General features: G+C 46.8%; 25 protein-coding genes and 1 other annotated feature. Of the genes, 12 read left to right on the forward strand and 13 right to left on the reverse strand.

All coding sequences use genetic code 11. The annotated features are described in order from the left end of the window. Positions 1-11 precede the first annotated feature (11 nt). Complete coding sequence (locus MKY97_RS23840) at positions 12-494, reverse strand: ATPase (protein ID WP_342552715.1); 483 nt, start codon at positions 492-494, stop codon at positions 12-14. A 187-nt stretch (positions 495-681) separates the two neighbouring features. Between MKY97_RS23840 and MKY97_RS23845 the strand changes: the two genes are divergently transcribed. Beyond that, positions 682-1,893 carry an MFS transporter gene (locus tag MKY97_RS23845; protein WP_342552716.1) on the forward strand — a complete coding sequence of 404 codons (1,212 nt, stop codon included), beginning with the start codon at positions 682-684 and terminating at the stop codon, positions 1,891-1,893. Between the two features lie 169 nt (positions 1,894-2,062). After that, entirely contained in the window at positions 2,063-2,410 is a 348-nt protein-coding gene (locus tag MKY97_RS23850; RefSeq protein WP_342552717.1) for a toprim domain-containing protein, read from the forward strand. Positions 2,411-2,537: 127 nt separating this feature from the next. On the opposite strand, the gene MKY97_RS23855 is transcribed toward MKY97_RS23850, so the two are convergent. Beyond that, positions 2,538-3,155, reverse strand: a complete 618-nt coding sequence (locus MKY97_RS23855; protein ID WP_342552718.1) for an SCO family protein — start codon at positions 3,153-3,155, stop codon at positions 2,538-2,540. Positions 3,156-3,619: 464 nt separating this feature from the next. Between MKY97_RS23855 and MKY97_RS23860 the strand changes: the two genes are divergently transcribed. Next, positions 3,620-4,600, forward strand: a complete 981-nt coding sequence (locus MKY97_RS23860; protein WP_342552719.1) for a metal-dependent hydrolase — start codon at positions 3,620-3,622, stop codon at positions 4,598-4,600. Between the two features lie 98 nt (positions 4,601-4,698). On the opposite strand, the gene MKY97_RS23865 is transcribed toward MKY97_RS23860, so the two are convergent. Continuing rightward, entirely contained in the window at positions 4,699-4,920 is a 222-nt protein-coding gene (locus MKY97_RS23865) for an alpha/beta-type small acid-soluble spore protein (protein ID WP_056702318.1), read from the reverse strand. Between the two features lie 119 nt (positions 4,921-5,039). On the opposite strand from MKY97_RS23865, the gene MKY97_RS23870 reads away from it, so the two are divergent. Beyond that, entirely contained in the window at positions 5,040-5,243 is a 204-nt protein-coding gene (locus tag MKY97_RS23870; protein ID WP_342552720.1) for a hypothetical protein, read from the forward strand. Between the two features lie 168 nt (positions 5,244-5,411). On the opposite strand, the gene trpS is transcribed toward MKY97_RS23870, so the two are convergent. Continuing rightward, a complete protein-coding gene (trpS, locus tag MKY97_RS23875; protein WP_342552721.1) occupies positions 5,412-6,401 on the reverse strand; it encodes a tryptophan--tRNA ligase in 990 nt (329 codons plus the stop codon). A gap of 100 nt (positions 6,402-6,501) precedes the next feature. Next, positions 6,502-6,769: a binding site (T-box leader), on the reverse strand. 240 nt (positions 6,770-7,009) lie between these two features. Between trpS and MKY97_RS23880 the strand changes: the two genes are divergently transcribed. Together MKY97_RS23880 and MKY97_RS23885 are read left to right on the forward strand one after the other, a co-directional pair. Continuing rightward, positions 7,010-7,987 carry an aldose 1-epimerase gene (locus MKY97_RS23880; RefSeq protein ID WP_342552722.1) on the forward strand — a complete coding sequence of 326 codons (978 nt, stop codon included), beginning with the start codon at positions 7,010-7,012 and terminating at the stop codon, positions 7,985-7,987. Between the two features lie 202 nt (positions 7,988-8,189). After that, positions 8,190-8,423, forward strand: a complete 234-nt coding sequence (locus tag MKY97_RS23885; protein WP_090919627.1) for an alpha/beta-type small acid-soluble spore protein — start codon at positions 8,190-8,192, stop codon at positions 8,421-8,423. 75 nt (positions 8,424-8,498) lie between these two features. Here MKY97_RS23885 and MKY97_RS23890 read toward each other — a convergent pair whose 3' ends face one another. Together MKY97_RS23890 and MKY97_RS23895 are read right to left on the reverse strand one after the other, a co-directional pair. Continuing rightward, entirely contained in the window at positions 8,499-8,912 is a 414-nt protein-coding gene (locus tag MKY97_RS23890) for an O-methyltransferase (protein WP_342556440.1), read from the reverse strand. A gap of 290 nt (positions 8,913-9,202) precedes the next feature. After that, a complete protein-coding gene (locus MKY97_RS23895; RefSeq protein WP_342552723.1) occupies positions 9,203-11,002 on the reverse strand; it encodes a M3 family oligoendopeptidase in 1,800 nt (599 codons plus the stop codon). Positions 11,003-11,127: 125 nt separating this feature from the next. Between MKY97_RS23895 and MKY97_RS23900 the strand changes: the two genes are divergently transcribed. Both MKY97_RS23900 and MKY97_RS23905 read left to right on the forward strand, forming a co-directional pair. Beyond that, the gene (locus MKY97_RS23900; protein WP_342552724.1) at positions 11,128-11,298 is read left to right on the forward strand and encodes a YycC family protein; all 171 of its coding nucleotides are present in this window, start codon (positions 11,128-11,130) and stop codon (positions 11,296-11,298) included. After that, positions 11,295-11,525, forward strand: coding sequence for a hypothetical protein (locus MKY97_RS23905; protein ID WP_342552725.1), 231 nt, complete (start codon positions 11,295-11,297; stop codon positions 11,523-11,525). The genes MKY97_RS23900 and MKY97_RS23905 overlap by 4 nt, the downstream gene beginning before the upstream one ends. Before the next feature lie 17 nt (positions 11,526-11,542). Here the strand turns inward: MKY97_RS23905 and MKY97_RS23910 are convergent, their stop codons facing one another. Both MKY97_RS23910 and MKY97_RS23915 read right to left on the reverse strand, forming a co-directional pair. Further along, positions 11,543-12,283 carry a DUF2225 domain-containing protein gene (locus MKY97_RS23910; protein WP_342552726.1) on the reverse strand — a complete coding sequence of 247 codons (741 nt, stop codon included), beginning with the start codon at positions 12,281-12,283 and terminating at the stop codon, positions 11,543-11,545. Between the two features lie 33 nt (positions 12,284-12,316). Further along, complete coding sequence (locus tag MKY97_RS23915; RefSeq protein ID WP_342552727.1) at positions 12,317-12,694, reverse strand: globin; 378 nt, start codon at positions 12,692-12,694, stop codon at positions 12,317-12,319. 555 nt (positions 12,695-13,249) lie between these two features. On the opposite strand from MKY97_RS23915, the gene ylbJ reads away from it, so the two are divergent. Together ylbJ and MKY97_RS23925 are read left to right on the forward strand one after the other, a co-directional pair. Next, entirely contained in the window at positions 13,250-14,491 is a 1,242-nt protein-coding gene (gene ylbJ / locus MKY97_RS23920; protein ID WP_342552728.1) for a sporulation integral membrane protein YlbJ, read from the forward strand. A gap of 102 nt (positions 14,492-14,593) precedes the next feature. Beyond that, a complete protein-coding gene (locus MKY97_RS23925; protein WP_342552729.1) occupies positions 14,594-15,397 on the forward strand; it encodes an NAD kinase in 804 nt (267 codons plus the stop codon). A 61-nt stretch (positions 15,398-15,458) separates the two neighbouring features. Here the strand turns inward: MKY97_RS23925 and MKY97_RS23930 are convergent, their stop codons facing one another. Both MKY97_RS23930 and lipA read right to left on the reverse strand, forming a co-directional pair. Continuing rightward, positions 15,459-15,881 carry a YutD family protein gene (locus MKY97_RS23930; protein WP_342552730.1) on the reverse strand — a complete coding sequence of 141 codons (423 nt, stop codon included), beginning with the start codon at positions 15,879-15,881 and terminating at the stop codon, positions 15,459-15,461. Further along, positions 15,878-16,777 (reverse strand): lipoyl synthase, encoded by a 900-nt coding sequence (gene lipA, locus MKY97_RS23935; RefSeq protein ID WP_342552731.1) that lies wholly within the window; start codon positions 16,775-16,777, stop codon positions 15,878-15,880. Before lipA ends, MKY97_RS23930 begins: the two co-directional genes overlap by 4 nt. 200 nt (positions 16,778-16,977) lie before the next feature. Between lipA and MKY97_RS23940 the strand changes: the two genes are divergently transcribed. Continuing rightward, positions 16,978-18,051: a M23 family metallopeptidase gene (locus tag MKY97_RS23940; RefSeq protein WP_342552732.1), complete on the forward strand. Its 1,074-nt coding sequence runs from the start codon at positions 16,978-16,980 to the stop codon at positions 18,049-18,051. Between the two features lie 283 nt (positions 18,052-18,334). Here MKY97_RS23940 and yunB read toward each other — a convergent pair whose 3' ends face one another. The 3 genes from yunB to zwf all read right to left on the reverse strand — a co-directional run bounded on the left by yunB (position 18,335) and on the right by zwf (position 22,361). Next, complete coding sequence (gene yunB / locus MKY97_RS23945) at positions 18,335-19,297, reverse strand: sporulation protein YunB (protein ID WP_342552733.1); 963 nt, start codon at positions 19,295-19,297, stop codon at positions 18,335-18,337. A gap of 327 nt (positions 19,298-19,624) precedes the next feature. Continuing rightward, a complete protein-coding gene (gene gnd / locus MKY97_RS23950; protein WP_342552734.1) occupies positions 19,625-20,518 on the reverse strand; it encodes a phosphogluconate dehydrogenase (NAD(+)-dependent, decarboxylating) in 894 nt (297 codons plus the stop codon). Between the two features lie 388 nt (positions 20,519-20,906). After that, complete coding sequence (gene zwf, locus MKY97_RS23955) at positions 20,907-22,361, reverse strand: glucose-6-phosphate dehydrogenase (RefSeq protein WP_342552735.1); 1,455 nt, start codon at positions 22,359-22,361, stop codon at positions 20,907-20,909. Positions 22,362-22,789: 428 nt separating this feature from the next. Here zwf and MKY97_RS23960 point away from each other — a divergent pair, with 428 nt between their 5' ends. Further along, positions 22,790-23,110: a helix-turn-helix domain-containing protein gene (locus MKY97_RS23960; protein WP_342552736.1), complete on the forward strand. Its 321-nt coding sequence runs from the start codon at positions 22,790-22,792 to the stop codon at positions 23,108-23,110. Positions 23,111-23,215: the final 105 nt, after the last annotated feature.

Consider the following 23,215-nt stretch of genomic DNA (forward strand, 5'->3'; position numbering starts at 1 on the left):
TCCTCCTTTAACTACGAAGCAGGTGCTGTTTTGTTCTTTTGTGCCTGTTCGACAAATGTTCGGATCGTTTCGTTGTCGAGCTTCCATTCGCCAACTGAAATCCCGCGGAACGTCACATCAACTTTGTCAGACTTCGTGTTCCCTTTAATCTCCACGTTAGGGCTGGTAATCGTAAATTCACCATTTTGCCCCGCCGCATAGGTTGCTTTGGAAGCTTCCTTCAGCATGATGCTTGTCGCTTCTTTCTTGAGTGTGTCCATCGTGCTGGACTGCACGTCTGTGACGGTCTCTTTGATCTGTTCAATGGAGATGCCGCTGTATATCAGAAGAGCCGCAATAATGATGATAGCAATCGCCCATTTTAACATCGTTTTGACCACATTCAGAACAAAGAACAAAATGATCAGTGCAACGACGATCACCAGCCAGTTCTGCATCACAAACTCTTTGATCACTTCTATGTTCATGATTACACCTTCCGTATTAGAGTTCATTATTGACTTCCCGAATATTATACATGATTTCCGAACCTCCTGTCAGCTAAGCCCTCTCCGGCAAAAATAAACGGTCTAAGTTCGTCCTTACAGGCGTACAAGTAGTACCATGAGGATCTGTCCGACGAACGTGAACACGTTCCAGACCTGTATATCAGCAGGCATCGCCTAACAAGGAGGGGCTCTAGTGAAAACGGCCATCTGGCTATACCTGTTTCTGTTTCTAGCTGTGTTCGATCTGCACGCCCAGTATCCCATTCTGACGCCTTTTGCCATATCGCTCGGTGCAGCTCCAACCTTCATCGGCTGGATGATGGGTATCTATTCCTTAACCCATCTGCCCGGTAATCTGATTGCCGGGACACAGATTGATAAACACGGCAGCCGCCGATATATCGTATTCAGCCTGGTAGGTGCAGGCATCATCCTGCTTCTGCAGGCCCATGTTCATACGCCTTGGCAGCTGCTCGCGCTGCGTTCGATCAGCGGATTTGTACTGGCTTTTCTGTCTCCGGCATGTCTGGCTCTGCTTGCTCAGCTCTCTACAGATCCGGTTAAACAAGGCAAATACATGTCCGGTCACGGCGTTGTGCACACGCTGGCTTCTGTGGTGTCACCGGCCGCAGGTGCAGTTATCGTAGGTGCGATGGGTTTTTCCGCCACCTTCTCCAGTCTCGGCTACCTGCTCATTTTGACAGGTGTCATTGCACTGCTGACGATGCCGCGCGGTCTTGTCCGTCAGCCACAGCCGTTAACGGAACCAGCGAAGTCTGCCACGGCGACGTCCAGCCCGAATGAGCTCAGTCATACAGCCAAAGACTCCACCAAAGTGTTCCTGCCCGTGTCGTGGCGCTATTTCATCCTGCCTCTGGTCATTGCCTGTGCCCAAGGCATTCTGTTCTTTGAACTGCCTCTGCGAGGCGGCGGGCATTCATCCATGATGTCTACCGGACTCTTATTTTCAATCATCAGCATAGGTGCGCTTTTCACACTCAGCATGCTGTTCCTGAACCGTTATTCGCCGAAACTTCGTTTGGTAGCTGGCGTGCTGCTGATGTCCTTAAGCTTTTTTGTTATGGCAGCCATACCGCAGGTTTCGTTATCGATTATCTTATTTGTGCTCGGGATGTCCAAAGGCATCATTTTCCCCGCCATGGCTACTCTCTTTATCCATTTAAGCGGCGGCAGAAAGCTTGGGCGTATTTTCTCGTTACAGTCGATTGCCACCTCTATTGGCTCCTTTATTGGTCCGATTACAGCAGGACAGCTGAGGCTTGGCGTATCCCCTTACTTTATTGCCTTTATTTTGCTAATGATTGGTATTCTGCTGCTGCCATATTATACGTCCAGACATGGTGCATCCCTGTCATCTTCCGATGCCAAAAGCATTCTTGGTTAACCCGTTTCCGCTCAGTATCTCTAATTTGGCTGCCAGCATATAATACAGATCATTTAAACTTTGCATCATTCCCTCATTTCCAGATACACTATATGTACATTCCGTCGACTTTCGCTGTAACATTTCCCGGGGAATGTCGACAACAGCTCTCGAATCAGGGGGGAATAAGATGCCTATTCATGTCATTGTTGAAGGTAAGAATGATCGCAGCAAACTTAAACGTCTGGTTGGACCAGAGATCAATATTCTGTGTACGTTTGGAACGCTGAACTCTCTCAAACTGGAGGTGCTTCGTAAGCAAGTGGGGTATGATGATGTATATTTGTTCATGGATAATGACAGCTCCGGCAAAAAAATAAGAGGTGTACTGCGGGATGCTTTTCCCGATGCAGTACAAATGTACACAAGACGTGGGTACGCAGGGGTCGAAGGTACACCTGATGAATACATCATTTCCCAATTGGAGAAGGCTGGACTGGAGGAGCATATCCGGTATCCCGACCAACCTTCGTACTAAACTTGAGAAACAAAAGGCTGTGTCCGGTTAAGTTAACCGGACACAGCCTTTCTTCATTTACTATCTGATCGCTGTTGTTAATACATGAATCGAATTCGATAATAAACCATTCGTTACGATGCATTTATTATTCTTTAATTAACCTGCGAATGTCATCGGCAATGGCTTCCGGCTGTACATCTTCTGTATTAAAGGCGTTATATACCTTGCGCAGCTGGTTATTCTCATCCACCAGACCAATCATATTCATGTGGGCAAAATCATCCTTGTTCTCTCCTTCAATCAAAATCTGAAACGATTCTTTGGCGAACTTTTTCGTTTGATCCATATCTCCTCGCAGGAAATACCAGCCGGAATAATCCGCATGGAAACGGTCAGCAAACGTTTTGATTTTCTCCCTCGTATCTACTTTCGGGTCGAAGGAAATGGATACAAAGGAAGCTTTGTCTCCAAAAGTTCCATCCTCTTTCAACAAGTCCTGCACCTGAGACAGCGTAAATGTCGTAATCGGACACACATCAGGGCAGCTGGTAAAATAAAAGTAGAATAATCGCACTTTGCCCTGTGTATCCGCGAGCGATACAGTACTCCCGTCCACATTTTCCATTGAGAACGATTGAATTTCGCGAATCTCGGGTAATTTCTCCTTGCTGGCAAACGCCGTGTTCCACATTAAATATACCGCCATAATCAGTGCAATGCCCAGCAATATCCATGTCCATTTGTATTTCTTAATGATCTGCATCTTCTTCCCTTCCCCCCAACAATAAATGGTGAATACGCATACATTGCTTAGCAAAATAAATACTCTGTTCGACTGCAGCCCTTGTGCCTTGTAACCGTTCACGCCAGGTAATTTATTAAATACGTTATCTTTCATTATGGCGTTATCGCTTCAGCCCAGGGATACATATGTATAAAATAATACTTCCTTATCGGCAGATCTCGGTATATGAAGAGTCTGATACGTAACACGCCCGTCTCATGACGGAATGTTTATTCTTTTCACTCCGCTTCCGATATAAATTTTATCACAGCAATCAGGGAAATAGTTTGACAATGTTCGTACATTTGTTGGGAATTGGGCAGATTGTTACCAGAGCTCAGCATGTTTTGCATCTTCGCAGGCGGATAATATACACTAGATATGGGTATCACCTAGATAGAGAAACATGTTTGAAGACGATACACCTTATAAAGGAGACGTTTATGGATACCTCTACACATTTTGTCATGGGCATTGGTCTGGCTGGTCTCGCCTATATTGATCCTGTCGTTGCAGCGAATCCTATGCTCGCAGCCGCAGTCATGGTCGGCACCATTGTCGGTTCCCAGGCGCCCGACATTGATACTGCACTGCGTTTTAAAAGTAATTCACTGTATATTCGGAATCATCGGGGCTTGTCCCACTCCCTGCCGTTTCTGCTGTTATGGATTCTGCTGATTACAGGTGTGATCGGATTGATCTTTTCGGGAGTTTCACTCGGCCATGTAGCTCTTTGGACTGCCGTAGCTGTTGGCGTACATGTTTTCACTGACCTGTTCAATACCTATGGGACCCAGGCTGCAAGACCTTTTACCGAACGCTGGATTGCCTGGAACATCATTCATATTTTTGATCCATTTTTGTTCACAACTCACGTTATTGCTATTTTGTTATGGGCCTTTGACCTGTTTGCGCCCGGCCCACTTTTTACTGCGCTGTACATCCTGATTGGCGTGTATTATATATGGCGCACAATCGCTCGCGCACTGGTGGTTCGAAAGGTCAGACGTATGGATAACAGTCCGGAATCAGCTAAATATATCGTCATTCCAACGATCTCATGGAGCCGCTGGCATGTCGTCAAAACGAATAAGGATGGAAGCTATGAACTCGGCAAAATGGATGGGTCCGAGCTGACCTGGAGTCTCCATGCCACCTCTTCCACCCATGCTGCGGTTGCGGCTTCACGTAAAGCGCCAGAGGTCAGTGCATTTCTCTACTTCACTTCTTATGCTGTGGCAGAGGTAGAGGAACTGCCATCCGGATATAAAGTTCGCTGGGCAGATGTCCGCTATCGACACCGAAAGCAGTATCCTTTTGTCGCTGTAGTCGTCATGGATCGGAACTTTGAAACCATTGATACGTACGTAGGATGGCTGAGTGATGAAAAAATGGATAAAAAACTTTTATCTGCTCGCCCTTGACGCAGTGTGGATTGCAGGGCACAATCAGAGATAGGAATGATTGCGCGGGAAAAGCCCGGGGCGATATCGCCCCGGGCTTTACTGCTTTGGTATATAAATTATTTGCCAGACCCAGCCAGAGACTGCTCAGCGATTTGTACCAGACGTTTGGTGATGTACCCACCCAAAGATCCAGTCTCACGGGAAGTGTAGTTACCATAGTAGCCGTCTTGTGGAATGGTTACACCCAGTTCCTGTGCAGCCTCCATTTTCAACTGCTGCAGGGCTGCTGTCGCTTGAGGTACCACCAAGTTGTTAGAAGAGCGAGATCCTTGAGCCATATTTAAAATCTCCTTTCAATCTGTGTCTGTAATGTATTGCAAGCTTGCAAGATTATTATGGCTCGCACGCTTCAGGTTATACGAAAATTCATTAAATTTGTACATGGAGGTTTTTCCCAATGAGTAAAGGTTTATCCTTATGGTTTGCATTTTCTTCGATTGTTTTGTTAACGGTTACAGCGATCACGATTTCTTACAACGGCTGGCTGGCTTTCCTGCTGTTTGTGTTGTCCATGGCTAACATCGTATGGGGATTTGTCATTCGGGCCAAAAAAGAACGTCTGGAAGCTCGCTCGGCTTCCGAATCCACTTCGGCCTCATAGGCGCCGCTCACATCAAATTAACGTTATCCATTCAACATTCAAAGAAAGAGGAGACAGATGAATTCATCTGCCTCCTCTTTTTCACATCATAAATGATTGATATTCTTCATTATTTATATCCTTTATTTGAAACCAACTAACTGACGTTAAGCTCTAGCCACTTTTCCCTTACTTGCGTCTAGGAACAAAGCCCATTCGTTCTTTCACCGCATCAAGTGTCTTCGCAGCATCCTCTTCCGCACGGCGTGCCGAATTCTCCAGTACATCTGCAAGCTCACCAGATTCGCGAATTTCGTTATATCTCGCCTGCAGCGGTTCAATTACAGATACAACCACCTCAGCCAATTCCTTTTTGAACGGCCCGTACATTTTACCTTCATAACGTGCTGCAACCTCATTCAGTGTCATACCTGCACACTCTGCATAAATACTCATCAGATTGCTGACTTCCGGTTTATTTGCCGGATCATACACAACTTCACGGCCAGAATCTGTCGTGGCACGGCTGATTTTTTTCCGAATAACATCCGGCGGGTCCAGCAGCGCGATATAACTGCCAGCATTCGGATTACTTTTACTCATTTTGGAGGATGCATCATCGAGTGACATGACACGGGCGCCTACCTGTGGAATATAAGGTTCAGGAATGGTGAAATACTCCCCGTAACGATGATTAAAGCGGCCCGCCAGATCACGAGTCAGCTCCAGATGCTGTTTCTGGTCTTCTCCAACCGGGACAAGATCCGCATTATACAGCAAAATATCTGCAGCCATCAGGGATGGATATACGAACAAACCAGCACCTACCGAATCTTTGCCGGAGGATTTATCTTTGAACTGCGTCATCCGTTCCAGCTCACCCATAGAGGTCAGCGTTGTCATCAACCATCCAAGTTCCGCGTGCTGCGGCACATGAGATTGCAAAAATACGTTTGATTTGGATGGATCAATGCCTGCAGCGATAAAGAGCGCCGCTACAGCTTCGGATTGTTCACGCAGTGCTTCTGGTTCCTGCGGTACCGTAATCGCATGAAGGTCCACAACCATAAAATGACACTTGTAGTCATGCTGTAATTTCACAAAATTTTTGATAGCGCCAATGTAATTTCCTAAAGTAAGCTTACCGCTTGGCTGAATACCTGATAATACTGTTTTCATTTTCAGATGCCTCCCTGATTTCATAGTCGCTGCGCATGCAGCCTCTAACTTCAAACTGCCGCTTATCTTCGCTCTGCGAACGCAAAAAAGCCCCACATCCGCAAGGGACGTGAGACCGTGGTGCCACCCTTATTCGCTATCCCCTCCGCTGCTCTGACATGCAGGAGCATATCGGAAAAGAAAAGCCTTCATTGTTCCGTAACGTGGAATAACCGGCATAACCTACTGTGGACGCTCTGTGAGAGCCTTTACCCGTTCAGCCATACACTCAAGGGTCCATTCAAAAAAGAGTTCTCACCAGTTCACATCAACCACTGGCTTTCTGAAGAGAGTACTCTTTGTCTACTTATCCCTGTCATCGCTTTAAATTCATTCAGTTCTTAAAGACTTCTAGAATTCCATCTTAATGCGCTCAAGCCTGAATGTCAAAATGGAATGCGTTTTTTCCTGATCCTTAAAAATCTGTTATGATGGTATTGCTTATTCTGTGAAGGCTTTTGGAACCAGCCCGCAGAATATCACAATAAAAGTTGGCATGATTACAATGACACGCCTGCAGCAGCATTACTGCCTGCAGACAGATTTCGAGTGGGAAAAGGAGCATCGATATGAAACAAGTGACCAAAGGTCAATGGAATGGTTACGATACGTATATCCTACATAGCCGTGAATTGGAAATCACTCTGCTGCCTCGTCTGGGAAATAACATCATCTCGATTCGCGATTTGGTGCAGAACCGGGACATTGTTCGTCGTCCGGACGAAGACGATCTGGCTTTTTATTTGCAGAAACCTTATCATTTTGGGGTTCCTCTGCTCATACCGCCTGGACGTATTCACCGGGGACAATTCGAGTATGAAGGCGTACGTTATCAGTTCGATCAGAATACGGCGCATGATAACCATATTCACGGTCTCCATCGCAGCCAGTCCTGGTGTGTCAGTGATATTGAAGAAGATGAAGACGGTTGTGCGATCACGACTGAATTACTGACCCAAAACGAAGAGCACTGGATGGCACAGTTCCCCATCCCGCTGAAGCTTGAGATGACGTTCAGCCTGCAGAACGCCGTACTGACGCAGCGGCTGCGTGTCACCAATCTGAGTTCAACACCTGCTCCTTTCGGAATGGGGTATCATACATGGTTTTTGCTGGACGGCCAACCCGCAGACTGGACGCTGCAGCTGCCGGTTTCCGGACTATACGCGCAAAATGAAGAGCAGCTGCCTACAGGCGAATTAGAAGCGCTGCATGATGAATGGTCCTCTATTAGCGAAGGCATAAGCATGCAGGGCCGAAATTGGGATACGCTTCTTCGTGCTGCGGAAGGTCAACCAGCCGCTGCTCATTTGCGGAGAAAAGATGGATATACGCTGAAATATTCAGTGGATGAAGCTTATTTCAAACACTGGGTGCTGTATACCAAAGGTGAATCGGATCAATTTTTATGCATCGAACCCTACACCTGGCTGCCGGATGCACCGAATCTGCCGCTGAGTGATGAGATAACGGGACTGATTCGGCTCGAACCGGATCAGCCTGTAGAACTGATTTCACATATCGAGGTTATCCCGCCCATTAGTTGAGTAATCCTTTCATGCAGGATACCATGTACCTTCTCCATTCATATTTTCGTACCTGAATTAAACGAGCCGATCCTTAATGGATCGGCTTTTTTAGTTAACATGCCCTTGAATGATTATCCATTTATTCCCTTACGCCATATCATGTATATTTCCTCATTCTCAACCCATACTAACATCACCAACCCACAAGGAGGTGAGACATATGTACGGAAGTCAAAATCAAGGTGGCGGAAGCCGCTCCAACAACTTGGTCGTTCCTCAAGCGAATGCAGCACTGCAGCAGTTGAAAATGGAAGCTGCTCAAGAGCTGGGTGTAACAATCCCGCAAGATGGTTACTACGGTAACTATACTTCCCGTGAGACTGGATCTCTGGGTGGATACATCACAAAACGTCTGGTACAAATCGCTGAGCAGCAATTATCGGGTCGTTCGTAAGCTCGTAATTATTGCTTGAGTGCAGTTAGTAATGAATGGCGGCCTTCTTCGGAAGTGCCGCTTTATTTGCTCTCGTTAGGATGTTGATCCTGTACCGGAATCCAGATATGTATTGGTTCTAGGATAGCGAATCATCAGGTTCGCCATATTGTAATTGGATTCCATGGAAGCATCAACCATAATCATACCTTGTCTTATCGTAAAGTCGTAATGGATCTCTCCATGTGTCCAGCGGCGCTTGAACTTCAGCGTCTCCAGAGCCATGGCACGAAAAGAAGATCGTTGGGTATTATTGAGCCCCTCTCCCTCCCTTTCTATTCGTCCATCCCGTCCCGTTAACGGATTATGTCGAATTCCAAATTTCCCAATGACGTTATTTCGTATTTGCACAAAAACTACTCCTGAATCTAAACCTGATAACTCTTCATCCAGCTCTTTGAATACCAAATCTAACTGTCTTGCTAATGAAAGCTGTTCCATTTTCACGATACCACTCCTCCTATTATGATTATGGTCCTATACAGCAAGGACTTACGCCTCATTATATGACATCACTTTTGCTTCCTCAACAAATTAAAACATTATTGGGTAATTTTTACTATATTTTGCACAATTAATTGCCATTTATCTTCCTTAAAGCGAGCTTTTCCATTCATTTACGACAAAATTTCCATATCATCTAAAAAAGAAGCCAATAAAAAAGCCGCAACGAATGCCCTGGGCATCCATTGCGGCACTGATCCATGAATGAAAAGTTCATGGATACAGTTTCTTTTATATTATTTTGTCGTCTCGGTCATCTCTAAAAATTGCTCAATATCGGCAATGACCAGATTCGCAGCATTTTGCCAAAAGTCCGGTTGTGTCAGGTCTGTACCCAAATGTTTTTGAGCCAATTCTTCCACAGTCATTCGTCCCGTGTCACGCAGCAAATCATCATATTTCCCCGCAAATGCCGTGCCCTCCTGCTGAGCCCGAGCATAAATCCCTGCACTAAACATGTATCCGAAGGTGTATGGGAAATTATAGAAAGGAACACCTGTCAGATAGAAATGCAGTTTGGATGCCCAGAAATGCGGATGATTGGACGCAAGAACGCCGCAGAATGCCTCTTCTTGTGCCTCTGCCATTAATCTGCTCAACTCATCGGCACTGACCAACCCTTTTTTGCGCTGCTCATAGAAGCGATTCTCAAACAGGAAACGAGCGTGGATGTTCATAAAAAATGCAACACTTCGCTGAATTTTGTCTTCCAGCAGCGCCAGCTTCTCCTGCTCATCCTTCGCTGTTTGCACCAAGGCATCGGCAACAATCATCTCAGCAAACGTCGAGGCAGTTTCGGCCACGTTCATTGCGTAACGCTGATTCAGTGCAGGCAGTTCTTCCATGATGTGCTGATGATAACCATGACCGAGTTCATGCGCGAGTGTAGATACATTCGACGCTGTACCCGAGAAGGTCATAAAAATACGGGTTGCTTTACTCAGAGGCAGTGAAGTACAGAATCCCCCTGGACGCTTACCCGGACGGTCTTCTGCCTCGATCCAGCGTTTCTCGAAAGCCATCTCGGCGAAGCTGGACAGCTTAGGGCTGAATTTGGAAAATTGCTCAACGATCGTCTGAGCTGCCTCATCATATGTTACTTTTCCAGCAGACCTGCCTACCGGTGCTTCTACATCGCTCCAGCTCAGCTTATCCACACCCAGCAGTTCTGCTTTGCGCTCCAGATACTTCACAAGTACCGGCTTCGCTCCGTTAATAACATCCCACATCGTATCCAGTGTCTGACGGGACATCCGGTTGATGGCAAGAGGTTCCTTCAACACGTCATGCCACCCTCGCTTCTCGTACAATTTCAGACGAAAACCTGCGAGATGGTTCAATGTATCTGCACAGAAATCCTCTACGTCAGTCCAGGCCTGCTCCCATGCAGAATAGACCTGTTCACGTACTGCACGATCACTGTCACTCAGCTTGTTGGCCGCCTGTCCTGCAGACAGCATGACTGTCTCTCCGTCCTGTTCAAACGGAATGTTTACCTTACTTACGATGGTATTATAAAATTTGCCCCAGCCATGATAACCATCTACAGCGAGATCCAAAGCAAGTCCTTCCAATTCCGGTGACAGCTTTTCTTTTGCTTGTGTACGACTCTCGTTCAATACAAAGGCCAGCGGCTTCATATCAGGCCGTGCCAGCCACTGCTCCCACACATCATCCGGGGTTTCGCTAAGTGTATTATCGAATTTGGACTTGCTGCTGTTCAGCATGGCTGCGATGGAACTGATCGTGCCTTGAAGCTGAGCGGCTTTTTTGTCCTGCTGATTCTGCGCCGACAGGCAGGATACAAACGCAGACCCTTCAGAGATTCGCATATAACAGCTCTGCAGCAGTTGAAGAACAGGATCAAACGCTGCTGTATCTTCCAGTGTCGCTGGAGCAGCCGTCTGATTCAGCGTTTCCTGCAGCTTTCGGACATCCTTTTCCAATTCGGTTAAGTACGCGGCAAATGTTTCAGAAGAAGAACCTCCACTAAAGATGGACTCCAGATCCCAAACAGGATGTAATGGCATTTTCATCGAATAAGGCACCTCTTTCAGTAAATTCAATATGGGATTTGAATTAAAAACTGGTTTTATACGTATCGTATCTCTATACTAGAGAAATAAGAAATAATGCAGCAACTTTTCAGGAGGTAAACGTTATGAAACCTTTACAAGTATCGGCTGAAACAGCCGTCAAACTAGCAGCATCTCTGGGTGTGCCTCTGGAACACCTGATGCATATGCCTCAACATATTCTCATGCAGAAGATTGCAGAACTGGCCAAAGAAGAAGCCGCCAAAGCTTCTGACAAAGAAGGCACATCTGAATGATCCCTTTTGAGAACAGCTGGCCCTATGATGTCATTATGGGGGATATTTATGTACAGCAGTGCCCGTTCTGCGATGCAGGCAATGTACTGCTGCCCCTGAAACCTAAGGAACTCATTCGTATTCGTGAAGGAAAAAAGAAACTGCTTGTGTTCCCCTGCTGTAACAGCAGCATGACTGTGGTAGACACGGATAATGATTATCTGTTGTCCAGTCGTCCAGTCCGATAATATGCCTTGAAATCATCTTAAAGGGGGCTGCGCTTCGCAGCCTCTTTGTCCGCTTCCAGCATTTCCTGCGGCAGTTCCATTTTGCCGGATATCATCTGTTCGCGCAGTAAAGCCCATTGTTCTCTGGAAGCACGGATCATCGCTGCATCTGTAATTCGCTTGTCATGAATGACTCTGCCAAACCACTGAACTGCTTCATGGAACTTTCCTACTCTGCGATTCAGCTCTCCGAGCAGATACAGCAATTTTGCTTCATTGCCGCCTGTGCCCTCTCGTTCAAACACCTTGACATATGCCTCCAGGCTGAACTCAAGAAAACGCCGTTCCTGCGCATGATCCTCCATATACCGGTACAGCCAGGCAATGTGATGCAGCAGGCCAGCAACAACACGCTCTTTCTCCTGAATCACCTGGGCACACAGCAAACCCAACTTGTATGCAGCAAGTGCCTGCTCCAGGTTTCTTGCGCCGCTATAATCCCGTTTCACCCAGCGGTTCCCAATCTGTTCGATAAACGCTTTGCGCTGCATCTCATTCAGATTAACCGTTGAATTCTCGGTTGAGGCGAATCCACACGAGGGACAGATCCGAACAACATAAAAATCAGGATTCTCATGTTTGTAATATGCACAAAAATCAGAATCTGTCCGGTAAGGCCGTTTCAAGCTTGGTCTTACACGTGAGGTTTCAAATTCAGTCTCGCAATAATGACATGTCACCTTCACCTTATACAGCGGTTCTAATTCCACTTGTTCCATCCCTCTCCCGTCAGGCTTCTTGTATATTTGGAACTATGGCGTGTTCACAAAATGGTGCGCAGGCCCAGATAAACGCTTCAAAATAAACGAATGCAGCGGCTCCTCTACGCCAACTTGCGTTAATGCCTGATTCATACAGGCAAGCCATGCCTCTGCCCGCTCAACGGTCACTTCAAAGTGCATATGACGCGCACGCATCATCGGGTGGCCATAAGCCTCAGAGAATAACGCCGGTCCGCCAAAAAATTGAGATAGGAACATATACTGCTTGTCCATCACCGGACGAATATCTTCCGGGAAGAGCGGAGCCAGCTGTTCATTCTGCATCACGATTGGATAAAAAGCTTCAACCAATGCTCGAACCCCCTGCTCGCCCCCTAGATTGTCATAAATACTTAAGTTGGGATTCATACTTCTTCCCCCTTTCGAATGTCGAATGTTGCAATATAAAACACGTCACATGAACATGTTAGACAGCAGACCACTACACATGGCCTCCAAGGCCAGCATCTTCATTCTATCAAAAAAAAACAAAAAGTCCTATATTACATGAAGGATCAGATTAGAACAGAGCCTTATGTATCAAGGACTTCACAGCTAGAAATCATAAAAAAAAGCGCCAACCCTCAGGCAGGCGCATCACATATCCGGTTAATAACTTCGCCAATCTTCCTCTTCGGTACGCACCAGCGAGGCACGTATAACATACACAAATGCACAGACCAAGACTCCGGCGACAAGACTCATGATCATCACTCCATCCTTATTGATTCCACCTTTATGACAATTAGGTGACGTTCAGGCGTTTTTACCATTTTAGCATACATCATTCAAAAACACAGCCACTTTTGCAAGCGCTTTCCCATGATTATTTTGTACTGTTTGTCCGATCTTTTTCATATATTGATGGCAAAAGCCCCTGCTCAATTACGGATCATACATCCTGATGATAAAGGAGAGAAATTCATGGCTGTTCCTCAGCGCATCCTGCAAATTATGATTACACTCGCTCTCCTGATCTTTTGTATCCTGATGGCTCTGTATCCCGCAGAGACCTGGCATGCAGGTGTGAGAGGACTATCGATCTGGTGGGATGTTTTATTTCCCTCCCTGTTTCCCTTTCTGGTGCTGTCCGAGCTGCTGCTTGGTTTTGGCATCGTGCATTTTCTGGGAACACTGCTTAATCCGCTTATGCGTCCTTTATTCCGTGTTCCCGGAAGCGGCGGCTTCGTTTTTGCAGTAAGCTGTGCATCCGGTTACCCCACCGGAGCCAAATTAACGGCACAATTATGGGAACAGAAATTGGTCACACGAGAAGAAGGAGAACGTCTAGTTGCTTTCACCACTTCATCTGATCCAATCTTTATGATCGGCGCAGTTTCAGTCGGTTTTTTTCATAATACCTCCATAGCCCCAATTCTTGTAGCTTCCCATTATGCTGCCGCTTTTCTTGTGGGTGTGCTGATGCGATTTCATGGGCGTGGCGCTTCACCCCAGCCTTCTGAGTCCCCTACTGTACAAGAAGAGCATCACAGCCGTTTCCTGCGCGCCATTTATGCAATGCATGAAGCAAGGCAGGCGGATGGACGGACATTTGGTGAACTGCTGCGGCACGCCGTATCCTCTTCCCTTCGACTTATTATTATCGTAGGAGGCCTTGTTGTATTCTTCTCTGTCATTATGGAATTATTGGTCCAAACCGGATCGCTTGGCATATTATACACACTGACCGAACAAGGTTTGCATCTCGCGGGTTTGCCGCCTTCCCTGTCACACAGCCTGGTAGGTGGTTTGTTTGAGGTAACTCTTGGAGCCAAGGAGGCTGGTGCCGCCGCCCTCTCCACACCTCTTATTTTCAAGGTTGCCGCCGCCTCCTTTGTACTTTCGTGGGGCGGACTCTCTGTTCATGCACAGATTATGAGCGTGTTAAGCAGTACGCCAATGCGATACGGACCATTTCTGCTGGCCCGAGCTATTCATGCTGCTGCTGCACCACTGATCGTCATGGTACTGTGGCCTATTCTAATAGGCGGTGCGGATTCACCTGCATTTTTAGAGAACACATTCCTGCCATCACTCTCTAATTACACAATAGACTGGAAATTCATCGTGACAGCTGGAATAACCGTGTTTACCTGTATCCTCTTCATCCTGCTGTGTCTCTCCTTGATCGGTTCACATCTGATCTCCAGACGGATCAAAAAATAGAGCCTTGTCCAAATAGTTTGCCCTGAAGTTCAATCTGACGTTGTGTTCTGGCTCGGAATTGATTATCATCGGTAGTATAATGACCACAAAGGAGCTTTCATCTTGAGATACTATGTTCAAGACCGCGGAGACCAGTTATCGATTGATCTCAGTCAGCAGTTTCACGCGCTGGCTAAGGAAGAAGGGTTCAAACTGGATGCAGAATCGCCGGAGATTGTCATCTCCATCGGAGGCGACGGGACGATGCTTCAAGCGTTTCACAATTTCATCGACCGCATCCCGGACATTGCTTTTGTTGGGGTCCATACAGGCCATCTCGGCTTCTATGCCGATTGGAAGAAAGAAGAATTACGGGAACTGGTAAGACTTATGAGTGGTAAAGGCGATCCCGATCTCCTCAAACCGCGCATTGTGCAGTATCCATTGCTGGAACTGGAGATTCGTAAAAAGTCGGGCAATGCCTCTTATATTGCGCTTAACGAATTTACGTTAAAAGGTGTAGATGGTACAGTTGTAGCTCAGGTCGATATCAACGACGTTACCTTTGAAATGTTCCGGGGCGATGGTATCTGTGTATCCACGCCTTCTGGGAGTACAGCATACAACAAGGCGCTTGGCGGGGCCATGGTACATCCAACGATTGAAGCCATCCAGATTGCGGAGATTGCTTCCATTAACAATCGCGTGTACCGGACACTCGGTTCACCAGTCATTTTGCCCAAGCATCATCATTGTGATATTTTCTCACGCAAAGATCAGCGTCTGCTGCTGACGATTGATCACGTCAATGTCATGGTAGAAGACCTGATCTCTGTTCGCTGTCAGGTTTCCGAACAAAAGGTCAGCTTTGCGCGCTTTCGGCCTTATCCGTTCTGGAACCGCGTACGCACTGCCTTTCTTGACTAGACAACACATCTGACTAACCAAAAACAAAACTTTTGTTCACGCATCAAAAAAGCGGTCCTTCTCAGGAACCGCTTTTTGCTTTTGCTTGGGGCTGCTCTTTGCACTTCTGGAGTACAAAGTATGCACAGCCAAAGTTGCAGTATTCGTTAATGTAATCCACTAGATAAGAAATCGTCGAATCCTTTGTGGCTTTCGGGTGATTGTCTCGATAAAAGCCTTTGAGCCTCAGCTGACTGTATCCCCAATCACCAATAATATAGTCGTAGCGCTCCAGCACTTCGCTGTACCGGTCACGAAACACTTCAGGATTCCAGCCCTCTTTGTGGTTCTGAACAATCTCATAATTTTTGCCGCCAACCTGTACGATTACAGGTGCTTTCGGTTTCTCCTGAACGGTTTCCTGCACAGTCTCCTGCATCTGCTGCTGGTCCAGCTGCTGTTCATCCTTATTTTTATCCTGTTCCAATCCGGACTCCTCCATCATGCGTGTGTTGCCGCCTGTCCCGCATGCTGATTCGCTGATTTTACCTGTTCATGCGCATGATAAGAACTGCGTACCATCGGACCCGATTCCACGTGACTGAACCCACGCTTCAACCCTTCCTCTTTCAAAGCCGCAAATTCTTCAGGCGGATAATACTTCTCAACAAACAGATGCTTCTCGGATGGCTGCAGGTACTGACCAATCGTCAGAATGTCACAGTTCACCGCGCGAAGATCATCCATCGCTGCTAAAACTTCGTTATATTCCTCACCTACACCCAGCATAATGCTTGATTTTGTCGGGATGTTCGGCTGCATCTCTTTGGCACGAGCAAGCAGTTCCAGTGAACGTTTATATTTCGCTTTGGCACGAACCTTGTCTGACAACCGTTCAACGGTTTCGATGTTATGGTTCAAAATATCCGGTTTGGCATCCATAACAATCTGAAGTGAATCCCGATCACCCATGAAATCCGGAATAAGCACCTCCACGCTGCACAGCGGCAAACGTCTCCGTACGGCTTTTACAGTCTCGGCGAAAATCGCAGCTCCTCCGTCCTTCAAATCATCCCGGGCCACACTTGTAATGACGCAGTGCTGCAGATTCATCTGCTCTGCTGCTTCTGCTACACGTTCCGGCTCCTGCAAATCAAGTTCGGTAGGCAGACCCGTATTCACCGCGCAAAAACGGCAGGCTCTTGTGCAGATATCACCCAAAATCATAAAAGTGGCTGTTCGATTCGCCCAGCATTCATAAATATTCGGACAACGTGCTTCCTCACATACCGTATGCAGTGTTTTGGAACGCATCATGTTTTTAATTTCCTGATAGTTATCTCCGGTTGTCAATTTGATCCGAATCCAGTCCGGTTTCGGTTCTTTAACACGTTTAGCCAATGCATAAACCTTCTTTCTACTGAAGTTAGGCTGTTGCTCGGAACATATTATACCATGAAAGGCTTGGAAAAACCCCCATTTGTCACATCTTGTGCAATCGCGTGGATATGGATAAAAACGCAGCTTTTGAAGAACGCTAGGTTATAGCTTGATTTATCGGGCACGAGTGCATCATCTTAACGGAAAGGGGCTGCTTCCCTGTGCAACAGCACTGGATACTTCGCAACACTTATGGCTTATGCATCAGAACTATACTCGCAGGCGCTCTGCTTCTCCCATTCCTGCCTGCTGATGTTTACGGTGAGACGACTGCACATAAGGATACACAAACACAGGCTGCGGAGCCCAAACCAGCCGATATTTTTACTGCACGCCGCCACCTGTATGAAAGCATTGGTCAAATGACTCAGATTCCATGGTACAGACTGGCCGCCATAGATCAATATGAACGGACCATTACACGCGCACATCCAAAAGACCGCAAACATCCCGAGCGGTTGACCGGTATTTTTATGACTGCTCCGGCCTGGAGAGGATGGCTGAATCCGGATGAGACAGACCAGCATCCCAATTCCATTCTTTTTTTCAACGGAAAAGGTCGCGATGGATCGGGAGACGGTATTGCTGACTCGAACAACGATCTGGATGTGCTGTACAGCATGGCATCCATCATGCAGCAGTACGGAAGCAAGCAGGAAGATTTTGGTATCGGACTCTGGGAATATTACCACAATTCGAGAGCCGTGCAGCGAATCCAGCAATTCGCGAAATTATATGAGCATTTTGATCATCTCGATCTTTTTGGACATGCGTTCCCTGTTCCCTTAGGCACCAATTATTCGTACCGCAGTACATGGGGAACCAAGCGAAGCTGGGGAGGGTATCGTATTCATGAAGGAACGGACATATTCGCTCCCCATGGTCTGCCCGTTCGCAGTACCTGTTACGGCATTGTGGAGATTAAAGGCTGGAATCCGTTTGGAGGCTGGCGAATCGGCATTCGTGATCTGAATAATCATTATCACTATTACGCTCACCTGTCGGGCTTTGACAAAGGTGTTAAAATCGGGGATGTTGTTACTCCTGGTCAGGTGGTAGGATGGGTTGGAAGCTCAGGCTACGGCAAACCGGGGACACAAGGGAAATTCCCGCCGCATCTTCACTACGGGATCTATCGCGATAGCGGACTGCATGAGTGGTCGTTCGATCCTTATCCACTGCTTAGACATTGGGAACAGGAAGAACGGAGCCAGAGGAACAAGAAGAGTAAATAAGGCGATCAGCAAACCTGTGCATTCGAATGTCCAACTAACTAGAAATTGAAAACAAAAGTTTGAACGAATTGGGAAGTAACCTTCGTTCTGACTTGATGTTCTGATGCAGCAGCATGCTGCTGCATCAATCCGATCTTAAACACGTGCTAAAAAAGGAACCTCTAAATTGTGAGGTTCCTTTTGGTGTAATATCGTTGTGCTGCAGCCTAAAACACTCACTTTGACTGCCTGTGTCGTATTACGATCGAAAGAAAATCGGCCATCTGCGGTTCATTTAATGTTGTCATGGATGCCCGCTTTGACCGGACTGCGAGCCGCCATTCAGATCAGGAACATCCAGTTCAAGCTCCAGTCCGCTGGGCTGTGTACTGCTTCCTGGTGATTGCTGCGGAATCTGAGGTTGAACCTGCGGTTGATCATTGGATGTCCCGCCGCCATGGTTTGTGCCAGCACCACTTCCATTGTCGCTGTTAGTACCGCTCCCATTCCCCGTGTGACCACTGCCTCCTCCGCTTGATACGCCTCCTTGACCTGACGGCAGTGCAATTGCGGGTGCATTACTGCCGTTGCTTCCGACCGGCCTGCCCTGATTATCGTAATAATACATGGGCACGTCACCAACAACGAGCAGATATGATATCGGGATTTCTGTATCCACGATCTCCGGCTCCATGTCGAAAGGAACGACAACGGCTACCTCGGCAATAATATGAATATAGACCTCGACAAGAATCATGTTAATGCCTGCATTTTGCTGGCGGGTATTCAGGTCTACCTTCACCGCTCCCTGAGGTTCAATTCGAACCGGTATGCTCGGGCCGAAGGAGGCCATAACCGGACTGCCCAGAGCTTGACCCAGCGGAATTTTCTCTTTTAACATATGCACGTTCTGAAGTGTGGACTGCACGACATTCATCGTACTTGCGGTGATTCGCATATGCTCATTATAGTTCAGCATAAAGCCCGAAACTTTGCCCTTTGAATCGGTTTTCCAGTCAATTAACCCTTCTGTTGTCTTCCCTTCAGCGACTTGTGCCGTAATGGCTTTATTAATCGCCTCCGTTGCAATCTGTTTCACTCGGATCTTGGCCAGATGCATAATGGGCGGCTTCATTTTTTTATCCACATACGCAAAACCCTGCATCAAACAAAATATAGCTAGGAGCAAAACAATTAACCATACCTTGCGTTTGCCGCTAGGCGCCTTCTGCCGCCTTCTTCGGCTTCTCCATCTCTTTCGCATCATTGGAGCGTCCCTCCCCCGCGGGATGAGCCATAGGCTTATAGGTTATCTTTATGCGGCGTTGTCCTGAAAAAGAAGGACAGCGCCCCCTTAGCCTGGCTTGGGGTCGCTGGAGATGTCCCATGAGGACGCCGAACGCAGAGAGCTGGTGTCTGATAATGCATTTTACCGCGCACCAAGGCGAACCCTGCATTGGATCGGTTTGACCGGTAAATCCGCAGGATGTATCAGTCGGGCCGTTCCAATATAAAAAAACCTTCCGCCCGCAGCAGATGAGCCATCTGCACAGGCGAAAGGTTTACATTTCACAATAATTGATGCACAAAAAGATTAGTTTTTCTCAACCGCATGTCCACCAAATTCGTTACGCAGTGCCGCAACGACTTTACCCGTGAACGTATCTGTTTCCAGGGAACGATAACGCATCAGCAAGGACAAAGCGATAACCGGTGTAGCTGTTTGAAGGTCAAATGCCGTTTCAACGGTCCAGCGGCCTTCGCCGGAAGAGTGCATTACGCCTTTGATTTCATCCAGGTTGGCGTCTTTGGAGAAGGCACGCTCCGTCAGTTCCATCAGCCATGAACGGATCACGGAACCGTTGTTCCACACGCGGGCAACTTTTTCGAAGTCGAAGTCAAATCCGCTTTTCTCCAATACGTCGAAACCTTCACCGATGGAAGCCATCATACCGTATTCAATTCCGTTGTGCACCATTTTAAGGAAGTGACCACTGCCCGCTTTACCTGCATACAGATAACCGTTCTCCACGGAAGTATCTTTGAATGCCGGCTCAACGATCGCCCATGCTTCCGGGTCTCCGCCGATCATGTAACATGCACCGTTACGTGCGCCTTCCATACCGCCGGATGTACCTGCATCCATGTAGTGAATGCCTTGTGGTTTCAGCTCTTCGTAACGACGGATGGACTCTTTGTAGTGGGAGTTTCCGGCTTCGATAATAATGTCACCTTTGGACAGCAGCGGGCTTACTTCAGCCAGCACGGCATCCACGACATTGTGAGGAACCATGATCCACAGTACACGTGGAGATTCCAAGGATTCAACCATTTCTTTATACGAGGATACGCCTTGTGCGCCATATTCTTTCATTTCATTAACCGCTTCTGCGTTCAGGTCAAAGGCAACCACTTCATGTTTGTGATCAATCAGGTTTCTGCCCAGGTTCAAGCCCATTTTTCCGAGTCCGATAAGTCCGAGTTTCATAATAAAATCCTCCTGTTATGCGATTGTTTAGTGTTAAGTAAATCAGGTTGCAGCACACATCCGCATTTGCACCAACCGTTCCGGTTACGGATCATTCTTCCGATCGCTGTTGTATTCCAATTTTTCGGATTTATTTGTTATATGGGAAAATTGGAATACAAAGGCGAACACTTCGTTTCTACAGAATTGATTCCGTCCCGTCCCCTCCACTCCATGGATTAAAGGTCCTTTGTGCAAATCGTGATGTAACTGCGATCTATATAGAAAATGTTTGCGGCCTTTCGGTTGCGAAAGTCGAAAGGACTTATGCAAAATTGAAACGGTATAATGTTAGTAAAAATGATGCAGGGCTTAATGATATAACTTGCAGCTTGCAATCAGTTTGATCTTACCACCAGCGGAATCCATTCTCCGCAGTCAAATGATCTGCTGATTCTGGTCCGTTCGAACCTGCACTGTACGTATCCAGGGGAATGCTTCCTGCCGCAAATGCTTCCTGAATCGGCTGTACCCACTGCCATGCCAGCTCCACTTCGTTCCAGTGTGCAAAAAAGGTGGAGTCTCCGCGCATCGCGTCAAAGATCAGATTTTCATACGCTTCAGGTACTTTGCGCTCTCCTGAGTTAAAGGTCATATGCATCGCTTCCACCTCACCGTGGTTCAGTGGGTTCTTCGCATTTAATTGCAGGGAGATGCTTTCTCCTGGACCGATCTCCAGTGTCAACAAGTTTGGTGCCATCGTATTTTCGGACTCATGGCCTGTTTTAAGTGGAGCCTTGAATTCAACGACGATTCGGGTTGATTTCTCCGCCATGCGTTTGCCCGTACGAATATAGAATGGAACCTCGCTCCAGAATGGATCGTCCAGCCATAGTCTTGCGGCCACATATGTCTCATTCTGAGAAGTTGCCGGAATGTCTGGCTCGTCCAGATAGCCAACAACTGGTGTGCCTTGAAGCTCACCAGCACCGTATTGGGCGCGAATCACTTCAGAAGCTACATTTTCTTTGGTCAGAGGTCGCAGTGACTCAGCAATTTTTTTCTTTTTATATTGAATTTCCTGCGGTGTGCAGCGTTTTGGCAGATGCAGTGCAATCATCATCAACAGCTGCAGCATATGGTTCTGGAACATGTCACGCAGCGCGCCGCTTTGATCGTAATATGCAGCTCGTTCCTCAACCCCTACAGTTTCACTCGCCGTGATCTGTACATTAGCAATGTAACGGTTAGACCAAAGTGCCTGAATGACCGGATTGGCATACGTCAGTGTTTCGATGTTCTGCACCATCGGTTTGCCAAGGAAGTGATCAATGCGATAAATCTCTTCTTCCGCAAACGTATTGCTCAGCTTCTCGTTCAGTTCACGAGCAGATTGCAAATCATGTCCAAATGGCTTTTCAATGATCAGTTTCTTCCAGCCTTTCGTACTACCCAGGCCGCTTTCCTGAATGTTAAGCGCGATTGGCTCAAAAAACTCGGGTGCCACCGACATGTAGAACATGCGATTTTCCGGAATATTCAGTTCCTGCTCACGCTTCTGTACAAGTTGAAGCAGTCGATTATAATCTTCAATCTTGGTGTTGTTCAGCGAGCAGTAACGGAAAGCTCCGATAAAATCACGCACTTGTGAAGCTTCCTCCGGTTTTTGACGGGAGAATTCCTGCAGTGACTTTTCTACATTGGCCTGAAAATCTGCATCCGACAGTTCGCGACGTCCGAGTCCGATGACGGAGAACGCCTTCGGCATTTTCTGATCTACGTACAGATTGTATAATGCAGGGTAAATTTTACGTTTGGCTAAATCGCCTGTTGCCCCGAACAGGACAAATGTCATTGCATCCATTGGAGTGCCTCCTATGATCTGTGCAGTATAGTATATGATGTTGCAAAATGGTCAAATCCAAGCATGACAAAAGACGGAATAAGTGGGTATGCTGCCCGCCTTGCCTCCGTTCATATATACTGCCCGAATCCAACCATGGGAACATTCCTTCTCTCCACAACCTCGATCCATTATTTTATCAAGGTTATAAATTGTAACCACTAGAATTAACGTTACCCATATTACACCCGTCGTCACAATTCGTCAACATTCGTGTCTAAGCTGTGAACTCCAGTGTTTACAGGTGTTCAGTTGAATGTTAACGCTTTATGTGGTAAGTTTAATAGCAATTGGAATGTGACATTTCATACATATACACTGTGGACAAGAAGGTTACAATAAGTATACTAAGTATATTACAAGTAACACTAAACCAAAGGAGTACTGTTATGAACGATGATGAGAATGCCAAGCAAATATGCGAGAAGGTGGAACAATCTTATCAGATCATTGGCCGAAAATGGGTAGCTTTAATTATCCATGCATTGATGGAGGAACCCAAACGTTTCAGTGAAATTCATGCTTATATTCCCGATTTGAGCAAACGTGTACTTAATGAGCGTATGAAGGAATTGGAAGAAGAGGGATTGGTCGTCCGGCATGTAATTACGGAACGTCCCGTTCGAACAGAGTATATGCTTTCTCGTAAAGGAACCGAGCTGGGGCGAGCTTTAAGCGCTGTGGAGCGATGGGCGGAGAAGTGGCTGTAGATTTTTTTCAATGGGTCACCGATACAATACTTTGTTTTAAAAAATCCCAAATGCTTCAACTTGGCACTTGGGATTTGTTATGTAATAAGAATAATAATTCCATAT

Origin of the sequence: Paenibacillus sp. FSL R7-0652, assembly GCF_038595045.1 — a bacterium.
Classification (GTDB): Bacteria; Bacillota; Bacilli; order Paenibacillales; family Paenibacillaceae; genus Paenibacillus.

Coding starts and splice junctions, on each gene's coding strand:
- MKY97_RS23905 (WP_342552725.1), top strand. CDS start 11,295: ATGATCCCTTTTGAGAACAGCTGGCCCTATGATGTCATTATGGGGGAT.
- MKY97_RS23840 (WP_342552715.1), bottom strand. CDS start 494: ATGAACTCTAATACGGAAGGTGTAATCATGAACATAGAAGTGATCAAA.
- ylbJ (WP_342552728.1), top strand. CDS start 13,250: ATGGCTGTTCCTCAGCGCATCCTGCAAATTATGATTACACTCGCTCTC.
- MKY97_RS23850 (WP_342552717.1), top strand. CDS start 2,063: ATGCCTATTCATGTCATTGTTGAAGGTAAGAATGATCGCAGCAAACTT.
- MKY97_RS23915 (WP_342552727.1), bottom strand. CDS start 12,694: ATGAATCCCAACTTAAGTATTTATGACAATCTAGGGGGCGAGCAGGGG.
- zwf (WP_342552735.1), bottom strand. CDS start 22,361: ATGGATGCAATGACATTTGTCCTGTTCGGGGCAACAGGCGATTTAGCC.
- MKY97_RS23960 (WP_342552736.1), top strand. CDS start 22,790: ATGAACGATGATGAGAATGCCAAGCAAATATGCGAGAAGGTGGAACAA.
- yunB (WP_342552733.1), bottom strand. CDS start 19,297: ATGATGCGAAAGAGATGGAGAAGCCGAAGAAGGCGGCAGAAGGCGCCT.
- MKY97_RS23930 (WP_342552730.1), bottom strand. CDS start 15,881: ATGATGGAGGAGTCCGGATTGGAACAGGATAAAAATAAGGATGAACAG.
- MKY97_RS23885 (WP_090919627.1), top strand. CDS start 8,190: ATGTACGGAAGTCAAAATCAAGGTGGCGGAAGCCGCTCCAACAACTTG.
- trpS (WP_342552721.1), bottom strand. CDS start 6,401: ATGAAAACAGTATTATCAGGTATTCAGCCAAGCGGTAAGCTTACTTTA.
- MKY97_RS23895 (WP_342552723.1), bottom strand. CDS start 11,002: ATGAAAATGCCATTACATCCTGTTTGGGATCTGGAGTCCATCTTTAGT.
- MKY97_RS23855 (WP_342552718.1), bottom strand. CDS start 3,155: ATGCAGATCATTAAGAAATACAAATGGACATGGATATTGCTGGGCATT.
- MKY97_RS23900 (WP_342552724.1), top strand. CDS start 11,128: ATGAAACCTTTACAAGTATCGGCTGAAACAGCCGTCAAACTAGCAGCA.
- MKY97_RS23865 (WP_056702318.1), bottom strand. CDS start 4,920: ATGGCTCAAGGATCTCGCTCTTCTAACAACTTGGTGGTACCTCAAGCG.
- MKY97_RS23860 (WP_342552719.1), top strand. CDS start 3,620: ATGGATACCTCTACACATTTTGTCATGGGCATTGGTCTGGCTGGTCTC.
- MKY97_RS23880 (WP_342552722.1), top strand. CDS start 7,010: ATGAAACAAGTGACCAAAGGTCAATGGAATGGTTACGATACGTATATC.
- MKY97_RS23870 (WP_342552720.1), top strand. CDS start 5,040: ATGAGTAAAGGTTTATCCTTATGGTTTGCATTTTCTTCGATTGTTTTG.
- gnd (WP_342552734.1), bottom strand. CDS start 20,518: ATGAAACTCGGACTTATCGGACTCGGAAAAATGGGCTTGAACCTGGGC.
- MKY97_RS23910 (WP_342552726.1), bottom strand. CDS start 12,283: ATGGAACAAGTGGAATTAGAACCGCTGTATAAGGTGAAGGTGACATGT.